Raw genomic sequence first — 15818 nt, 5'->3', positions numbered from 1 at the left:
CTATCGTTTCGATTCGAAGGCCCAAGCGGGCCTATGGGCCCTTTTTTCGCAGCCCCAGGTCGCCATAAAGATACTGCAGAATTGCCGCCGCTGCAAAGCCGGCCGTTTCGCTGCGCAAGATCCTTGGACCTATACGAACCGGAACGAAGCCGGCATCGCGGGCCATTGCGGCTTCATCGGCGCTGAATCCACCCTCGGGTCCCACCAGCAGGGCGATGCTGCTGGGAGGCGAGGGGGGCAAGAGATCGGCGAGAGGACGGGATTCTTCTTCCCAGAGCATGAGCCGCAACTCCTCCTCGCAATGTTTCACTGCCTCCGGCAGCGACCGGACAGGCAGCAGCTGGGGAAGCCGGCTGCGGCAGCTCTGACGGGCAGCTTCGCGAACGATCTTCTGCCAGCGCTGGTGCCTCTGGTCCTGACGGGAATCGGCCAAACGCACAACGCTGCGTTCACAATCGAGCGGCGAGAAGCTGCTGATGCCCAGTTCGGTCCCTTTCTGCAAGATCAATTCCAATTTATCTGCCTTTGGCAGTCCCTGCAGCAGGTGAACCGGACAGGCGGTTTCCGCCTCATGCCAGCGCCGCAACACCTCGGCCAACCCGTGGTTTTTTTCCAGGATGGAGATGCGGCAGTGACAAAAGTTGCCCCGGCCATCCAGCAGCAGGATTTCGTCCCCTCGAGAAAGGCGCAGGACCACGGCCAGATGGTGCAGGGTTTCGCCGGAGAGGGTGACGATATCGTTTACGAGTGAGTCCGCAGGAACAAAAAACCGTCGCATGGAGATTTATGCTTTTTTCCGATAGGCCAGACAGGACCATTCGTCCTGGTGGCTGATTTCAGGGCCCGAAAGATTGTAGTGCCGAAAGGTGTTTTTGACCAGAGCTTCTTTTTCCAGCAGAATCCCGGACAGGATCAGCAGACCATCCTCTGCCAGCTTTTCAACGAGTCGGGGGGCCAGGCGGATATTTTCCTCGGCCAGGATATTGGCCAGCACCACCTGAAAGGTTCCCGCGATCTGATCCAGGGGAAGGTCGGTAATTTCGATCTGTTCTTCGACGCCATTGGCACGGGAATTATCTGCGGCCGTGCGACAGGCTTCCTGGTCAATGTCGCAGGCCACAACCCGACGGGCGCCCAGAGCGGCGGCGGCGATGGCCAGGATGCCGGAGCCGGTTCCGACATCGAGCACGCTGCCCGGAGGGGGCGGCTGCTCGAAACGGCGGGCGAGCGCTTCCAGGCAGAGCCTTGTGGTGCCGTGAGTGCCGGTGCCAAAGGCCATGCCGGGATCGAGGGTGACAACAGCGTCCCCCTTATCGGCCTGAAAATTTTCCCAGCTCGGCCTGACGACCAGGCGCGGGCCGATACGCAGGGTGGTGAAATGCTGTTTCCAGTTTTCCGCCCAGTCTTCATGACGAACCGTTCTCAGATCAGGCACGGTTGAGGACAGATCGGGGATAATCGCAGCCAGCCAGATCAACTGATCGCGGATCGCTTCCCGCAGCTGCTCCGGATCATCGGCGGGAGGGAAATAGGCCTTGACCTGGTAGCTGGCCGCCTTGAAAACATCCGGGTCGGGGGGGTGGAAGGTGTCCAGAGGGCGATCTTCGACAATAACGCCCAGAGAGCCGATTTCGGTCATGATGTGACAGAAAAGATCGACCCCCTCGGCGGGTATATCTAATGATAGTTCCATGCATAATTCCTTCATTCCCAACTCCTTAACAGAGTATCGACGGTAAAAGCAATAAAAATACTTGACAAAACTGGTACGTATCGAGTGTAATTCATCGCAATTCTAATGAAGGAGCTGCTATGGCTTCCTTCAATGTGGTTCGGTGCTTTTTCAAGTCGGTACTCATCACAGGGGAAAACAGCAGAGAAGCGGCTGCCCGGAAGCCGCCGCACTTCAAGGAGCCCTTTGACTAGCCTATCGAGCAGGCATTGTCAAGGGGTTGCACATCGTATCCAGCATTGGGAAAAAAATGGCAATGAACTCTTTCACCTTCGGGTGCCTGCGCCGACGTCTGCCTGCCGGGCGGACAGGGTGGCTGAAAATAAGGTTTTAAGGCCACTTGCGCATGGTTAGAGACCTGCTACAATTCCTGATATGTTTTTCATGAGGAAGCGGAATGCCTGAACCTCAAAGGATTTATCTGCTCTCCGATGCCACTGGCGAAACGGCTGAAAAAATCGTCAGTGCAGCCCTGACCCAGTTTCGGGACAAACCGGTCAGGGTCACCCGGATCAGCAATGTCAGGGATAAGAATCGCATCTTTCAGGGATTGGACGAGGCTTTGCAGAACCGGGGTCTGGTTGTCTACACCCTGGTCAATCGGGAACTGGCGCAACTGGTCCATGATGAATGTGAAGCCCTCGGGCTGCCGGCCTGTGATCTGATTACGCCGCTGCTGATGAAATTCTCCGAGTTTTTCGGCCGATCGCCGGGACAGACGCCAGGTCTTCTGCACGAAATGGACGAGGATTATTTCCGCAGGATCGAGGCTGTCGAGTTTACCGTAAAGCATGACGACGGCCAGGAAGTTCGCCATCTGGATGCTGCCGACATTGTCCTGGTCGGCATATCCAGGACAAGCAAGACGCCCCTTTCCACCTACCTTGCCCATCTGGGATGGAAAGTGGCCAATGTCCCCCTCGTTTACGGGATCGAGCCTCCCAAGGAGCTTTTTCGGGTCGAACCCAAGCGGGTGGTGGGATTGTATATAGATGCCCAGAGGCTGGTGGAGTTGCGCGCCGCAAGACTAAGGCATCTGGGCCAGGATCCCCGGGCAGCCTATGCCGATCTGGAAGAGATCGAACAGGAACTGCGCTACTCCCAAGCGATTTTTCGGCGCAATTCATGGGTCACCGTCAACGTTTCCGGCAAGGCTGTTGAAGAGACCGCCAATGAGGTGCTGGTCAAGCTGAAGCTGAAATAAGGGATGCAGGTTGCCTCGAATTTACGAATTGACTCATTTGGCAGCGGAATGATTACAAAGAAAAGGAGATAAACATGCGAATTCTTGTAGTCGAAGACGAAAAAAAGGTGGCCAGCTTCATCAAGCGGGGTCTGGAGGAGGAGAGTTTCGCCGTCGATGTCGCCTTCGATGGTGAGGAAGGCCTTTATCTGGCCGAAAACAATCCTTACGACGTGATTCTGATGGACCTGATGCTGCCCAAGAAAGACGGACTGGCCGTCATCAAGGAACTGCGGGACAAGGATATCGCCACCCCTGTCCTGTGTCTGACCGCCAAGGATTCTGTGGAGGACATCGTTTCCGGTCTCGATTCCGGCAGCGACGACTACCTGACCAAACCCTTCGCCTTCGGCGAACTGCTGGCCCGGGTCAAAGCCCTGGTCCGGCGCACCGCGAAGGATCGCGGAGCAGAAATCTTCTTTTCTGATCTGCGTCTCGATCCGGTTTCGCACAAGGTGTGGCGGGCGAACAAGGAGATCGATCTGACCGCCAAGGAATACGCCCTTCTCGAGTATTTCATGCGGCACCCCAACGAGGTGCTGACCCGTGCCATGATCGCCGAGCACGTCTGGGATTACACCTTCGATTCCTTTACCAATATTATCGACGTTTACGTCAACTATCTACGTAAGAAGATCGATCGGGATTTCGAAACCAAACTGATTCATACGGTGCGCGGCGTAGGGTATGTTCTGAAGGAGGGGTGATTGTTCCCGGCCTCCATCCGCCTTAAACTGACACTGTGGTACGTCCTCACCCTGCTGCTGATTCTCGGAGTCAGCAGTGGGGTCTGGTATGCTCACCTTTCACGCACCCTGATCGACCAGATCGACCAGAAACTGTGGTCTGTCGCCGGCAGGGCACAGGGTATGGGAGCCGAATTCCAGACAGCTGCCTCCCCCTGTGATACGGTCAGGGCTTTCATCCACCGCTTTCGCCTGGGTGAGTCCTACCGTATTGTTGATGGGCAGGGGAACTCGGTCTGCGAGCCGGAGGAAGAGAAGGATAAAATTCCCGCAGTGCCCGCCTGGATGCTTGAGGCCGCAGGTTTTGAGGGGGCGGTTGTCGCTACGGTGGACGCCCCTGTCCATCGGGTCCGGCAGATGGTGCTGGCCATGCAGGGGGCTGCAGGCCGGACGCTGTTTCTGCAGATATGGACCGGTCTGGGCATGGTCGATCGCGCTCTTCAGGAGATGCGATCCCTGCTGCTGATCTTCAGTGCACCGGCCCTGATCGCCGTCTGTTTCTGCGGCTGGTTCCTGGCCGGGCGGTTTCTCAAGCCGGTGGAAAACATCACCCGGGCCATGCGCAGGATCAACGCCGAAAACCTCAATCAGCGTCTGCCCATCGGCCAGGCCAGGGACGAGATCAGCCGTCTTGCCGAAACCTTCAATTCCATGCTGTCCCGCCTCGAGGAATCGTTCCGCAAAATCCATCAGTTCAGCGCCGATGCCTCCCACGAACTTCGCACCCCGCTGACCATCCTCAAGGGGGAGACGGAGGTGGCTCTGCGATGGGCCAAACAGCCTGAGGAATTCCGCAAAACCCTTGAATCGAGCATGGAGGAGATTGACCGGATGGGCCGCATCATCGAAGATCTGCTCATCCTGGCCAAGAGCGAAGCGGGGGAAAAATCCCTGGAAATCAAGGAAATCAGTCTCAGTGATCTGCTGCAGGAACTCTATCTGCAGGCCAGAACCCTGGGCGAACCGAAGGGGATATATCCGCAGCTCAAGCTGGAGGTTATTGAGGAAATACGGATGCAGGGCGATGAGCTGCGTCTGCGTCAGCTTTTCCTCAACCTGATCTCCAACGCCGTCAAATACACGCCTGAAGGCGGCCAGGTTGAAATTATTTTGGCGACCCAGGGGGATGAGGCGGTCGTTGCGATCTCCGATACCGGAATCGGCATCCCTCCCGAGCATCTGCCCCACATTTTCGATCGTTTCTATCGCATCGACGAAGCCCGCAACCGTGAAGATGGCGGCACCGGTCTCGGGCTGGCCATCGTCCGGTCACTGGCCCAGGCCCATGACGGACGGGTTGAAGTTACCTCGGTTCCAGGCAAGGGCAGCACCTTCACCGTCTATCTTCCCCTTGGCGGCCCCGCCTCGCTCCAGGAATCCGAACTTTCCATCTAGACTTTCGGGCAAAGCCCAGCGACCCGGCTGCAGCCGTGGCAGAAGCACAAAAAGCGGACCCCCCTGCACATATCCTCTTTCTCGAGACCCTTTCGATTTGACAACCTTTCCCGGGGTGATTAACTGATGACCTAGGAGTTTGTCGGACTTGGGCATGAATCTCCTCATTCGGTTCATTTTTCCGATAATTCTTTCGGTTTCCCTATTTTCTTGCCGATAACCCCGGTCCGACTGCTCCTGAACGCTGTCGGGTCGAAATATGTTCCTGCCATCTACCCAGCAGCCCGATCACTGGAGGCTTCATGAATAAAACCATCCCTTTTCTGCTCATTCTGGTGCTGGTCGGATTCACACCCTGCTCCGTCGCTGCCCGGGATATCCCCGATTTCGCCGAACTGGCCGAAGGCCTCAAACCTGCAGTCGTCAATATCAGCTCTTCGAGGATAATTCAGCCGGGGCAGCCGCAAATCCCCCAGGCGCCGGGTCCCTACGGCGACCTGCTCGAGGAGTTTTTCGAGAAATTTTTTCAGGATCAACCCTTGCGGCCCCGGATGGAACGCTCCCTGGGCTCGGGCTTCATCATCTCCAAAGACGGATATATTCTGACCAATGACCACGTGGTGAAGGGTGCTGAAGACATCAAGGTAGTCCTGGCTGACGGCCGGACCTTCAACGGCAAAATTCAGGGGATCGACGAGGGGCTCGATCTGGCCCTGATCCAGATCGATACCGGCCGGGAAGAGCTTCCGGTGGCGAAGCTGGGCGATAGCGAAAAACTGCGGGTCGGTGAGTGGGTAATGGCTATCGGCAATCCCTTCGGCCTGGAAGCAACCGTTACCGTCGGCATCGTTTCGGCCAAGGGACGGGTTATCGGGGCTGGGCCCTACGATAACTTCATTCAGACCGATGCTTCCATCAATCCCGGCAACTCCGGGGGGCCGCTGTTCGACAGCCGGGGTCGGGTCATCGGCATCAATACGGCCATTGTCGCCGGCGGCCAGGGGATCGGATTCGCGGTTCCCATCAATTCCGCCAAACAGATTCTGCCCCAGTTGCGCGAACTGGGCCGGGTGGTTCGGGGCTGGCTCGGAGTGACAGTTCAGGCCCTGACCGAAGATCTTGCTGATTCCTTCGGTCTCGAAAACAGCAACGGTGCCCTGGTGACCGATGTGAGCCATGGGTCCCCTGCCGATCAGGCCGGCATCCAGCGGGGGGATGTTGTTCTGGCTTTGAATGGAGAGCCTCTCACCTCCATGAGCGACCTGCCGCGTCAGGTCGCCGCCATGCCGGTCGGGCAGTCGGCTGAAATCAGGCTGTTTCGGGATGGCCGAATCCGGGATGTGACCGTCAGGATCGGAGAACTGAAGACGGTCGAAGAGCCTGTGGCTGAAGAACCGGTCGCCGAAACCGGACTAGGTCTGACCCTGGGCGATATCACTCCGGAAGCGGCGCGTTTTTTCGGCCTCAAGACATCCCGGGGCGCACTGGTGACCGGTGTGGCGGGAGGACCTGCCGCGGCGGCCGATCTGCAGGAAGGGGATCTGATCGTCGAGATTGACGGGAAGTCAGTCAGCAGTGCGGCCGAGGTGCGCAAACTGCTGCGGCAGCGGGCTCCCGGAGAGATCGCGCGATTGCTGGTTCAGCGCAGCGACCAGGTTTTCTACACCACCCTGGAACTGCCTGGAGGGTGATGGTCTTTACGGCCTTTATTTTTATCGAGACGAGAGGGCGGACGGTTTTTCTGGCCGGGAGAGAGGCTGCGTGAGGTCGGTGTTTTTTCCCCGGTTGGTCAACGGCCCCTTCGGTGATCCGGCACTCTATGTTCATCTGGCTCATCGCGGAGAGGCTCTGCTGTTCGACTGCGGAGACCTCCACAGGTTGACGGTGCGCGAGTTGCTGAAGGTCCGGGCCGTGTTCGTATCCCATGCCCACATCGACCATTTGGTAGGCTTCGACGGACTTCTGCGGGCATTCCTCTATCGTGACCTGAATCTGCAGCTCTTTGGTCCGCCGGGCATTATCCGTCATCTGCAGGGGCGGCTGTCGGGATATACCTGGAATCTGACCGCCGGGTATCCCTTTCGATTGACGGTCCAGGAGTGGCTGGGCGACCGGGTTCAGCGGGCGGAATTCCGAGCCCATGAGGGATTCCGCCTGGAAATGGGGCCTTGTGTCACCAGCCGGGGAGGGATACTCTACCAAACACCTTATTGCAGTGTCCGGGCGGCCGCTCTCGACCATGGCGATATCACCTCTCTGGCCTTTGTGCTCGAGGAACCTCTGCATGTGGCCATTCATCGCGACGCCCTGGAACGCCACGGCTATGTTGCCGGCCCCTGGTTGACGACTTTGAAGGATCGGGTGTTCCAGGGCGCCCCTTTGGATTCCGAGCTGACGGTGCCGCTGGCTGGCGGAGAATCGATTTCCCGTCCCCTGTCCCGGCTGCTCGATGAAATCGCCGGCATCGAGCAGGGCATGAAAATCTGCTATGTCACCGACGTCTCACCCAGCCCGGAAAACCTGGCTCTGATCGAAACCCTGGCCTACCAGTCCCATCTGCTGGTCATCGAGGCTGTTTTCTCTCATCATGAGCTGGATCGCGCGGTTCAGCGCAATCATCTCACGGCCCGACTGGCCGGACTCCTGGCCCGCCGGGCCGGGGTCGCCCGCCTGCAGGTTTTTCACCATTCCCCCCGGTATCAGCATCAACCGGACCTGCTGGCCCACGAGGCGGAAGCGGCATTTCGTGGTACGGACGGAGAGGATTGATGCCGAAAGGCGGTTGCAGGGCGGACACGCAGGTCCGCCCCTACGATGAATTTTTTTGATCGCCCTGTAGGGGCAGACCTGGTGTCTGCCCGGGTTTTGGTGAAACCAGAAAACGTTATTCAACTGTTTTTCGTGCAGTTCACAGTGTGCAAAAGCACAGTGCATCGCCGAAGCTCCTGTGATACCTTGCGAGCCATGCGCATAACTCTCAAACATCAGATTTTGATGGCCCCGGCAGCTGTATTGCTGTTGATGACCCTGCTGCTCGGGTTTCTCCAGTATACCTACTGGGACCTGTCCAAAAAGAGAGAGCAGGCCCAGCGGATGGGCACCATCATCTTCGCTCTGACTCAGGCCAACATGGCAGCCCAGCGCATGTTCGATCTGGCCAGGCAGTATGAGCGGCGATCGAGCGTCGGGCTTGCCGACGATTCGGAGATTTTGGAACTTCTGGACCGGCTTGAGGAGATGCATGCGCACCTTACAACCTCCATTCAGCGGATCGTTCCCCTTCTGGGACCTCACCTGGCTCTCGAGGATGCCCGGGAGCTTCGTCGGACAGTTGAAGAGCTGAGCCCGAGAAAAGGTTTCGATCCTTCGCGGTTCATCGGCACCATGACCCGCCTGCAGCCCCTGATGGAGGCCCTGACCGAAGCCACCCAGGACCTGCGGGTGGTCGAGCAGCCGGTCAAGAGCAAGGATGTCGATGATCTGGTGCGAAGGGCCACTTTGGTCTCGGTTATCGTGCTCGGCGCCGCCATCCCCCTGGGCGTCCTGCTGGCCCTCTATTTCTCCCGCCGCATCCTCCGCCGGATTCAGAAGCTTTCCGACACCGCCGGCCGCATCGTCCGCGGCGATCTGACCCCGCCCAAGGCTCCGGAGGTCGTCCACGACGAACTGGACGACCTGGCTCTGTCCATCAACCGCATGACCGAGCAGCTGATCCGGGTGGTCGGCACGGAAAAGCTGCTGGAAGGTGCGGAGGAAGAGCGGCGGCGCATCGCCATGGATATTCACGACCATACCTTATCGGACCTTTCCTCGATTCTGCGCGGCCTGCAGACTTTCAAAGAAGATCCGGCCTGTCATGAAGATGCCCTCGCTCTCGAGGAGGACATGAAGGGCGCCATTGCCGGTCTGCGCCAGTTGATGGACAACCTCCATCCCCAGACGCTGGATATCCTCGGTCTCGGAGCCGCCCTCGAGTCGCATCTGGAGCGCTATCTCGGCAAGGGTGACCTGCCCGAATATCATCTCTATATTTCTCCGGCGGTGGACTCCTCCGGGCTGTCCCGCCTGGCCAAGCTGACCCTGTACCGCATTGCCGTGGAAGCGATCCACAACGTCATCAAGCATGCCCGGGCCAGTCGATACGAGGTCAACCTGGATCGGCGGGGAGAGCAGATCGTGCTCTCCGTGGAGGACAACGGGGTGGGCATCGATGAGCAGCAGGCCGTGCGGCAGGGCGGTCGCGGTCTGCACAATATTCGGGAGCGCGCCCGGGCTATCGGTGCCCGGGTCAGCTGGGGTCCCTCACGGTTTTCGACCGGGGCCCGTTTCGAAATGACCTTACCCTTATCGGAGAAGAACCAGGAGGGTTGACATGGACCAGGTGCACATCCTGATTGCCGAGGACAATCCGCGGGATGCGGAATTTCTCGAACAGCTCGTCAAGTCGTGGGACCTGCCATGCGAGATGGATCGTGCACACAACGGACTGGTGGCCCTGGAGATGGCCATGGCCCGCCCGGTTCCTCTGATCATCAGCGATATCCAGATGCCGGAAATGAACGGCATCGAGTTCGCCCGCAACCTCTGGCAGCGCAAGCCCGAGGCGCGCATCGTCTTCTGGAGTCAGTTCAAGGACGAAATGTACGTCCGCACCCTGTCGCGAATCGTGCCGCCGGAGACCGTCTACGGCTATATCCTCAAATCGAATACCCGGGAGCGGATCGGTTCGGCGATCCGCACCGTACTGATCGACGAGCAGTGCTGGATCGACCCTGATGTCCGCAAGGTTGCGGGCCGGGCCGGGCACAGCCAGACGGCTCTTTCCGATATTGAATTCGAAGCCCTGCTCGATATCTCCCTGGGCCTGACCGACAACCTCATCGCCCAGCGCCGCTACCTTTCACGGCGGGGGGTGCAGAGCCGGCTCAATTCCCTGTACAGCAAGCTTGGGGTGGACCAGGAGCAGTTCCAGGGGGAAAAATTCGGCGATGCCTTCAACCTGCGCAACCGAGCGGTGGCTGTGGCGCTGCGCCGGGGTCTGATCAATGCCTTTGAGCTGGAGAATGAGGAGGGGGAATTTCAGACCTGGCTGAAGCGGTTCAAGTCCAGTCGGGGGGCGTAGAGTCGCAGGTTTTTTCCAAATCGAAATCGAAATCGGGTATTGGTTTCCCAACACAATGAAAGCAGGACAAGTGGCAGAAGAGACATTGACCAGGTTCATGAAGATGGCGGGACGGGCGGGGGCCCAGATCGTTCAGTGTCTCAATGTCTCGGGGGCTGCAGACTATATCAGTCGGCATGCCGGCGGGACTGTTCTGGTGCCGGATTTCCCGAGCGGCGCCCGCCTCGATCTGGCTCAATTGCTCAGGCATTATGGCTGCGAGGTGGTGGCAGACCACTTCCGCTCGGCTGCTCCGGTGGCCGCCGCCGGTGTGACCGGCGCCAATTTCGCCCTCGCCGATACCGGCACAGTGGTGCTCGACAGCACCGACGAACCGCTGCGCCTGGCCAGCACTTTTCCCGAACGGCATTTCGTCCTCCTCGATCCGAAAAAGATTCTTCCCGACGTCAGATCCGCTGCAAGCTTGATACGGGCTCTGCATCAGAGGCGGTCTCCCGATTTCATCGCTTTCATCACAGGACCCAGCCGCACGGCGGATATCGAGCGGGTATTGACCATCGGCGTACACGGCCCCCGCGAACTGCATATCCTGCTTCTTGAGGGCCTTTCGGAAGATCCTCTGGAAAGCTGAGACATCGACTTGAAAAATCGTGCCCGCAAATACCGGCGCCGCATTACCGCCGCTCTGGCAGCTCCCCGCCTGCAGGATGCTTTGCATCGTTTCGGTGAGGCCTATCTTGCTGCCCGGGAGGCCGCTTTCGAAGGGCTCGATTTCGAGGCGATGCGGCAAGAGATCGCCGAGCTGAAGGACAAAATTGCGGGGGACCGTTCCCGTTATCTCGACGACTTCGTACGCAATGCGGAAGCGGCCGGGGCCAAGGTTTTCCGGGCCGTGGATGCCCGGGCGGCCAATGAATACATTTGCGAAGTGGCCCGGCAGCGGGGGGCCAGGCTTGCGGTCAAGAGCAAAAGCATGGCCAGCGAGGAGATCCGCCTGAACCAGGCCCTGCAGGCTGAGGGTGTCACTGTCGTCGAAACGGATCTGGGGGAGTGGATCATTCAGCTGGCCGGGCAACGGCCCAGCCACATGGTCATGCCCGCCATCCATATGTTCCGGGACGAAGTGGCGGCTCTGTTCGGGCAGGTGACCGGGAAGGCCGAACCCCCCGATATCGAGCACCTGGTCGGAGTCGCGCGCCGGCAGCTGCGGCAGACTTTTCTTGAGGCCGACATGGGCATCAGCGGGGCCAATATGGCCGTGGCGGAGACCGGGGATCTGGTCCTCGTGACCAACGAAGGCAATGCTCGGCTGGTGGCCACCCTGCCGCCGGTGCATGTGGTACTGGTGGGGATCGACAAGCTGGTGCCGACCCTGGAAGACGCAGCCAAAGTGCTGCAGGTCCTGCCCCGCAGCGCTACCGCCCAGGCAATGACCAGCTATGTCAGCTGGATTCGCGGTCCTGCCCCGGGCGGCTCTGGTCCCCGGGAGCTGCACATCGTTCTGCTCGACAACCATCGCTCCGACCTGGCTGCCGCCGGTGACTGCGCCGATGCCCTGCGCTGTCTGAAGTGCGGTGCCTGTGCCAACGTCTGCCCGGTGTTTCAAACCATCGGCGGACATGTGTTCGGGAAGAATTATATCGGCGCCATCGGGGCCGTGCTGACCGCCTGGATCGACGGGCTGGATCAGGCGGCGGAGCTGGTCAAGGCCTGTATCGGCTGCCGGAGCTGCGTCTCGGTCTGTCCGGCTTCCATCGATCTGGAAAAGATCATCTTGCACCTGCGCGGTGAAATCGGCGAGCGGGAAGGGACCGGACTGGCCCGGACCGTCCTGTTCCGCCAGGTTATGCGCAACCGGCGCCTGTTTCACGGACTTTTGCGCGCCGCCGCCCGGCTGCAGAAACCGGTCACCGGGGGAGGGGAAAGCATCCGCCATCTGCCGCTGCATTTTTCCTCCCTGACCGAATGGCGGACCCTGCCGGCCATCGCCGAAAGGCCGCTGCGGGATGTCTTCTCCCGCATCCCGCAGGTCGCACAGCCCCGCCTGCGGGTTGCCCTGTTCGGCGGGTGCGCCACCGATTTCGTCTATCCGGAGATTGGTCTCAGCCTGGTGCGAATCCTTAATCATCTGGGGATCGCTGTTTCCTATCCTTCCGACCAGAGCTGCTGCGGCATTCCCGCCCTTTATGCGGGAGACAGGGAAACGGCCGCTGAACTTGCACGGCAGAACCTGCTGGCCCTGCTGGCGGACAACCCCGATGCCGTCATCACCACCTGCCCGACCTGCACCGCCGCCCTGCGCAAACACTTCGGCGAACTGCTTGGGTCAGATCCCGAGCTGCTGAAGAAAGCCGAGCACCTGGCTTCCATAACACGGGACGCGGCGGTTTTCATAGAAGAGCAGGTGGGTGATCAGGCCATCTGGTCGATTACATCGCCTTCCGTTCTGGTCACCTACCACGACTCCTGTCACATGAAGCGGAGCTGCGGTGTCTGGCGGGAGCCCCGGCGGTTGCTGAAGGCCGCCGGATGGGAGCTGCGGGAAATGCCCCGTGCCGATCGTTGCTGCGGGTTCGGCGGATCCTATTCCCTGGCGGGGCACCCGGACATTTCCCGGGAAATCACCAAGGATAAAATAAACGACATCATCCGCAGCGGCGCCTCCGTCGTGGCCGTGGACTGTCCCGGCTGTCTGATCATGCTGCGCGGAGCTCTCGAAAAGCGAGGGCTGTCGATCAGGGCGGCGCACACCATCCAGCTTCTGGCCGAAAACCTGGCCACAAAAGACATTCGGGAGGACTGAAGCCTGCCGTACTTAGGCGAACTCAAGAGGAGTTTTTATGAAAAATGCGATCAAGCTGCTGGCGGCCGCGCTTGCCCTGTGCCCGATTCTGCTGTTATTGCTGGGATGCGGCCGGGTCAATCAGGAGAATTATGACCGCCTGCAAACGGGCATGAAGTACGAGGAGGTTGTGGACATCCTCGGCAAGCCGGAAAAATGTTCCCAGATTGCAGGGATCAAGAGCTGTCTGTGGGGCGACGAAACCAGCAATATCCAGGCCGGATTCATGGGGGATACGGCGGTGGTCTTTTCCGCCACCGGCCTGAAGTAGGTGAAGTTCTGAAAAAGAGGTCATGCCAGGGGCACCAGGAAGATGGGTGCCCTTTTTTAATGGCGAATTCTTCCGCCCGACTCTGTCCGGACCTGTAAGGACTTTCCACTTAAAACCCGCTCAAAAACCTCCCTGGATTCAGAAAACTTTTTTTCGCCTTTTCAAGCTTCATTTCCAGTCATCCTCGTGCAGTAATTCTCTTTGGAAACAGTATCTTATCTATATTTAACGGTAAAAAGGTGTATTATTTTTGAAAGATATACCATAAAAATTACAGTATATTGCTTTATTTTTTTCTTGACCAAAATACTGGTAATAAGATAAGGTCCGTCCAGAAAAACACTCGAGATATCTGTTTTCAGGAGGGAGACATGGAATCGACCCGGCGCAGCATTGCCAAGGCACTGTCCTGGAGACTGCTGGCAACAGCCATTACCACGACACTGGTTTTCATCGTAACCGGAAAAGGCGATTTCGCCGCGGGTATCGGCTTGTGCGACACCTTTTTCAAGCTGTTCATCTATTTCGGCCATGAGCGTTTATGGAACCGGATTCCCTATGGCCGAGACAAACAACCGGAATATTCCATTTAAGATCGGAGGCCAGCATGTCGCATAAAGAAACGATTATCCTGAACAAAACCATTCTTTCGGCCTCAGCGGTTTCTGAAGAGATCTTGAGAGCGGGCCTCGCAGTCGCCAAAGGTCCAATGGCCCTGGCCAGTTCCTTCAGCGTCGAGGATGTGGTGATCATCGACATCCTTCAGCGGAAAAGGTTCGAGGTATCGGTCTTCGCCCTGGATACCGGCCGACTTAACGAGGAAACCTATGAAGTGGCCGAAGCGGTCACCGCCCGCTACGGGGTCGTCATCGACTGGTATTTTCCGCAGCGAGAGGCGGTGGAAAAGCTGGAGAGGGAAAAAGGGCTCTTCTCCTTTCGAGAAAGTCTGGAAAACCGGCATGAATGCTGTCGCATCCGCAAAATAGAACCGCTGGGCCGTGCATTGGCCGGCAAGGGGGGGTGGATCACCGGCCTGCGGCGGGAACAGAGCGTCACCCGCAGCGACTTGAAACCGATCGAAATCGATCAGACGCATGGAGGTATCCTCAAACTCAACCCGCTGCTGGAGTGGTCCTGGGAACAGGTCTGGGCCTACGCCTCCGCGCATCGTCTGCCCGTCAACCGCCTGCACACACAGGGTTACCCATCGATCGGCTGTGCACCCTGTACCCGCCCGGTTCAGCCGGGGGAACATCCCCGGTCCGGGCGGTGGTGGTGGGAGAACCCCGAGCATAAGGAATGCGGTCTGCATCGGCGATAAGCGATGTCGTACTCGGACTCAGACCCGAAGGGACAGTAATCGTTCTCGAAGGACGAATTGTGAAAACTGAGTAAGCGTACGAGACGAAAGAAAATCCGGTATCGCAATCAACATTCACCCAACCATGGAATTGGATCCAAGAGAGGGCGTCATGAGTACCAAACTGACCCATTTGCGGCAACTTGAAGCGGAAAGCATCCACATTATTCGCGAGGTGGCGGCCGAGTTCGAAAATCCGGTGATGCTCTATTCCATCGGCAAGGATTCGGCGGTGATGCTGCATCTGGCCCGAAAGGCTTTTTTTCCGGCCCGGCCGCCCTTTCCGCTGCTGCATGTCGACACCACCTGGAAATTTCGGGAAATGATCGAATTTAGAGACAAGATCGCCGCCGAGTACGGGTTCGATCTGCTGATCCACATCAACGAAGACGGGGTGCGCCAAGGGATCAACCCCTTCATCCATGGATCGGCTCTGCACACGGACATCATGAAAACGGAAGCCCTCAAACAGGCTTTGGACAAGTACAGGTTCGACGCGGCCTTCGGCGGCGCCCGGCGGGACGAGGAGAAGTCCCGGGCCAAGGAACGCATTTTCTCTTTCCGGACCGCCAGTCACCGCTGGGACCCGAAAAACCAGCGGCCAGAGTTGTGGAATGTCTACAATGCCCGGGTGAAGCAGGGGGAGAGCATCCGCGCCTTTCCTCTCTCCAACTGGACTGAACTGGATGTGTGGCAGTATATCGATCTGGAGAGCATCCCCATCGTGCCCCTGTATTTTGCTAAAGAGCGACCGGTGGTGGAGCGGGACGGGATGCTGATCATGGTCGATGACGAGCGGTTGGAACTGCGTCCGGGCGAGAAGGTTATGAATAAATCGGTCCGTTTCCGCACCCTGGGCTGCTATCCGCTAACGGGTGCGGTGGAATCCACTGCCGCGACCTTGCCGAAGATCATCCAGGAGATGCTGCTGACCCGCACATCCGAGCGGCAGGGGCGCCTGATCGACCATGACCAGAGCGGTTCCATGGAGAAGAAGAAGCAGGAAGGATACTTCTAGGTATCAGGCTCCAGGTGTCAGGTTCCAGGTTCAGGGTAAAACCTGATTCCTGAGACCTGATTCCTGGCACCTTTAGGAAATGGAGGTTT

The 15818-nt window shown here is 58.6% G+C and carries 15 protein-coding genes; 13 read left to right on the top strand and 2 right to left on the bottom strand.

Annotation, left to right across the window (positions count from 1 at the left end; genetic code table 11):
- Positions 1–31 precede the first annotated feature (31 nt).
- Entirely contained in the window at positions 32–778 is a 747-nt protein-coding gene (locus tag R2940_12945) for a 16S rRNA (uracil(1498)-N(3))-methyltransferase (protein MEZ4600688.1), read from the bottom strand.
- A 6-nt stretch (positions 779–784) separates the two neighbouring features.
- The gene (prmA, locus tag R2940_12940) at positions 785–1693 is read right to left on the bottom strand and encodes a 50S ribosomal protein L11 methyltransferase (protein ID MEZ4600687.1); all 909 of its coding nucleotides are present in this window, start codon (positions 1691–1693) and stop codon (positions 785–787) included.
- 436 nt (positions 1694–2129) lie between these two features.
- On the opposite strand from prmA, the gene R2940_12935 reads away from it, so the two are divergent.
- The 13 genes from R2940_12935 to cysD all read left to right on the top strand — a co-directional run bounded on the left by R2940_12935 (position 2130) and on the right by cysD (position 15729).
- The gene (locus tag R2940_12935; GenBank protein MEZ4600686.1) at positions 2130–2936 is read left to right on the top strand and encodes a pyruvate, water dikinase regulatory protein; all 807 of its coding nucleotides are present in this window, start codon (positions 2130–2132) and stop codon (positions 2934–2936) included.
- Between the two features lie 74 nt (positions 2937–3010).
- Positions 3011–3682, top strand: a complete 672-nt coding sequence (locus R2940_12930; GenBank protein MEZ4600685.1) for a response regulator transcription factor — start codon at positions 3011–3013, stop codon at positions 3680–3682.
- Positions 3683–5116, top strand: coding sequence for a heavy metal sensor histidine kinase (locus R2940_12925; GenBank protein MEZ4600684.1), 1434 nt, complete (start codon positions 3683–3685; stop codon positions 5114–5116). It begins immediately after the preceding gene.
- 302 nt (positions 5117–5418) lie between these two features.
- A complete protein-coding gene (locus tag R2940_12920) occupies positions 5419–6807 on the top strand; it encodes a DegQ family serine endoprotease (GenBank protein MEZ4600683.1) in 1389 nt (462 codons plus the stop codon).
- A 70-nt stretch (positions 6808–6877) separates the two neighbouring features.
- Positions 6878–7885 carry an MBL fold metallo-hydrolase gene (locus R2940_12915; GenBank protein MEZ4600682.1) on the top strand — a complete coding sequence of 336 codons (1008 nt, stop codon included), beginning with the start codon at positions 6878–6880 and terminating at the stop codon, positions 7883–7885.
- A gap of 144 nt (positions 7886–8029) precedes the next feature.
- On the top strand, positions 8030–9487 hold the full coding sequence (locus R2940_12910) for a HAMP domain-containing protein (GenBank protein ID MEZ4600681.1): 1458 nt from the start codon (positions 8030–8032) through the stop codon (positions 9485–9487).
- A gap of 1 nt (position 9488) precedes the next feature.
- Positions 9489–10238: a response regulator transcription factor gene (locus tag R2940_12905; protein MEZ4600680.1), complete on the top strand. Its 750-nt coding sequence runs from the start codon at positions 9489–9491 to the stop codon at positions 10236–10238.
- Positions 10239–10293: 55 nt separating this feature from the next.
- Positions 10294–10869 (top strand): lactate utilization protein, encoded by a 576-nt coding sequence (locus R2940_12900; GenBank protein ID MEZ4600679.1) that lies wholly within the window; start codon positions 10294–10296, stop codon positions 10867–10869.
- Positions 10870–10878: 9 nt separating this feature from the next.
- Positions 10879–13041: an LUD domain-containing protein gene (locus tag R2940_12895; protein ID MEZ4600678.1), complete on the top strand. Its 2163-nt coding sequence runs from the start codon at positions 10879–10881 to the stop codon at positions 13039–13041.
- A 37-nt stretch (positions 13042–13078) separates the two neighbouring features.
- Positions 13079–13351 carry a DUF3862 domain-containing protein gene (locus tag R2940_12890; protein MEZ4600677.1) on the top strand — a complete coding sequence of 91 codons (273 nt, stop codon included), beginning with the start codon at positions 13079–13081 and terminating at the stop codon, positions 13349–13351.
- 371 nt (positions 13352–13722) lie between these two features.
- Positions 13723–13944, top strand: coding sequence for a DUF2061 domain-containing protein (locus tag R2940_12885; protein MEZ4600676.1), 222 nt, complete (start codon positions 13723–13725; stop codon positions 13942–13944).
- A gap of 14 nt (positions 13945–13958) precedes the next feature.
- Positions 13959–14672: a phosphoadenylyl-sulfate reductase gene (locus R2940_12880; protein MEZ4600675.1), complete on the top strand. Its 714-nt coding sequence runs from the start codon at positions 13959–13961 to the stop codon at positions 14670–14672.
- A 124-nt stretch (positions 14673–14796) separates the two neighbouring features.
- Positions 14797–15729 (top strand): sulfate adenylyltransferase subunit CysD, encoded by a 933-nt coding sequence (gene cysD, locus R2940_12875; protein MEZ4600674.1) that lies wholly within the window; start codon positions 14797–14799, stop codon positions 15727–15729.
- The last annotated feature ends 89 nt before the right edge of the window (positions 15730–15818 follow it).

Source organism: Syntrophotaleaceae bacterium, from assembly GCA_041390365.1.
Classification (GTDB): domain Bacteria; phylum Desulfobacterota; class Desulfuromonadia; order Desulfuromonadales; family Syntrophotaleaceae; genus JAWKQB01.
This window is presented reverse-complemented; position numbering and strand designations above follow the sequence as displayed.

Bases quoted from the DNA above. Each gene is read 5' to 3' on its own strand.
- R2940_12945 (MEZ4600688.1), bottom strand. From the start codon at position 778: ATGCGACGGTTTTTTGTTCCTGCGGACTCACTCGTAAACGATATCGTC.
- prmA (MEZ4600687.1), bottom strand. From the start codon at position 1,693: ATGGAACTATCATTAGATATACCCGCCGAGGGGGTCGATCTTTTCTGT.
- R2940_12935 (MEZ4600686.1), top strand. From the start codon at position 2,130: ATGCCTGAACCTCAAAGGATTTATCTGCTCTCCGATGCCACTGGCGAA.
- R2940_12930 (MEZ4600685.1), top strand. From the start codon at position 3,011: ATGCGAATTCTTGTAGTCGAAGACGAAAAAAAGGTGGCCAGCTTCATC.
- R2940_12920 (MEZ4600683.1), top strand. From the start codon at position 5,419: ATGAATAAAACCATCCCTTTTCTGCTCATTCTGGTGCTGGTCGGATTC.
- R2940_12905 (MEZ4600680.1), top strand. From the start codon at position 9,489: ATGGACCAGGTGCACATCCTGATTGCCGAGGACAATCCGCGGGATGCG.
- R2940_12900 (MEZ4600679.1), top strand. From the start codon at position 10,294: ATGAAAGCAGGACAAGTGGCAGAAGAGACATTGACCAGGTTCATGAAG.
- R2940_12890 (MEZ4600677.1), top strand. From the start codon at position 13,079: ATGAAAAATGCGATCAAGCTGCTGGCGGCCGCGCTTGCCCTGTGCCCG.
- R2940_12885 (MEZ4600676.1), top strand. From the start codon at position 13,723: ATGGAATCGACCCGGCGCAGCATTGCCAAGGCACTGTCCTGGAGACTG.
- R2940_12880 (MEZ4600675.1), top strand. From the start codon at position 13,959: ATGTCGCATAAAGAAACGATTATCCTGAACAAAACCATTCTTTCGGCC.
- cysD (MEZ4600674.1), top strand. From the start codon at position 14,797: ATGGAATTGGATCCAAGAGAGGGCGTCATGAGTACCAAACTGACCCAT.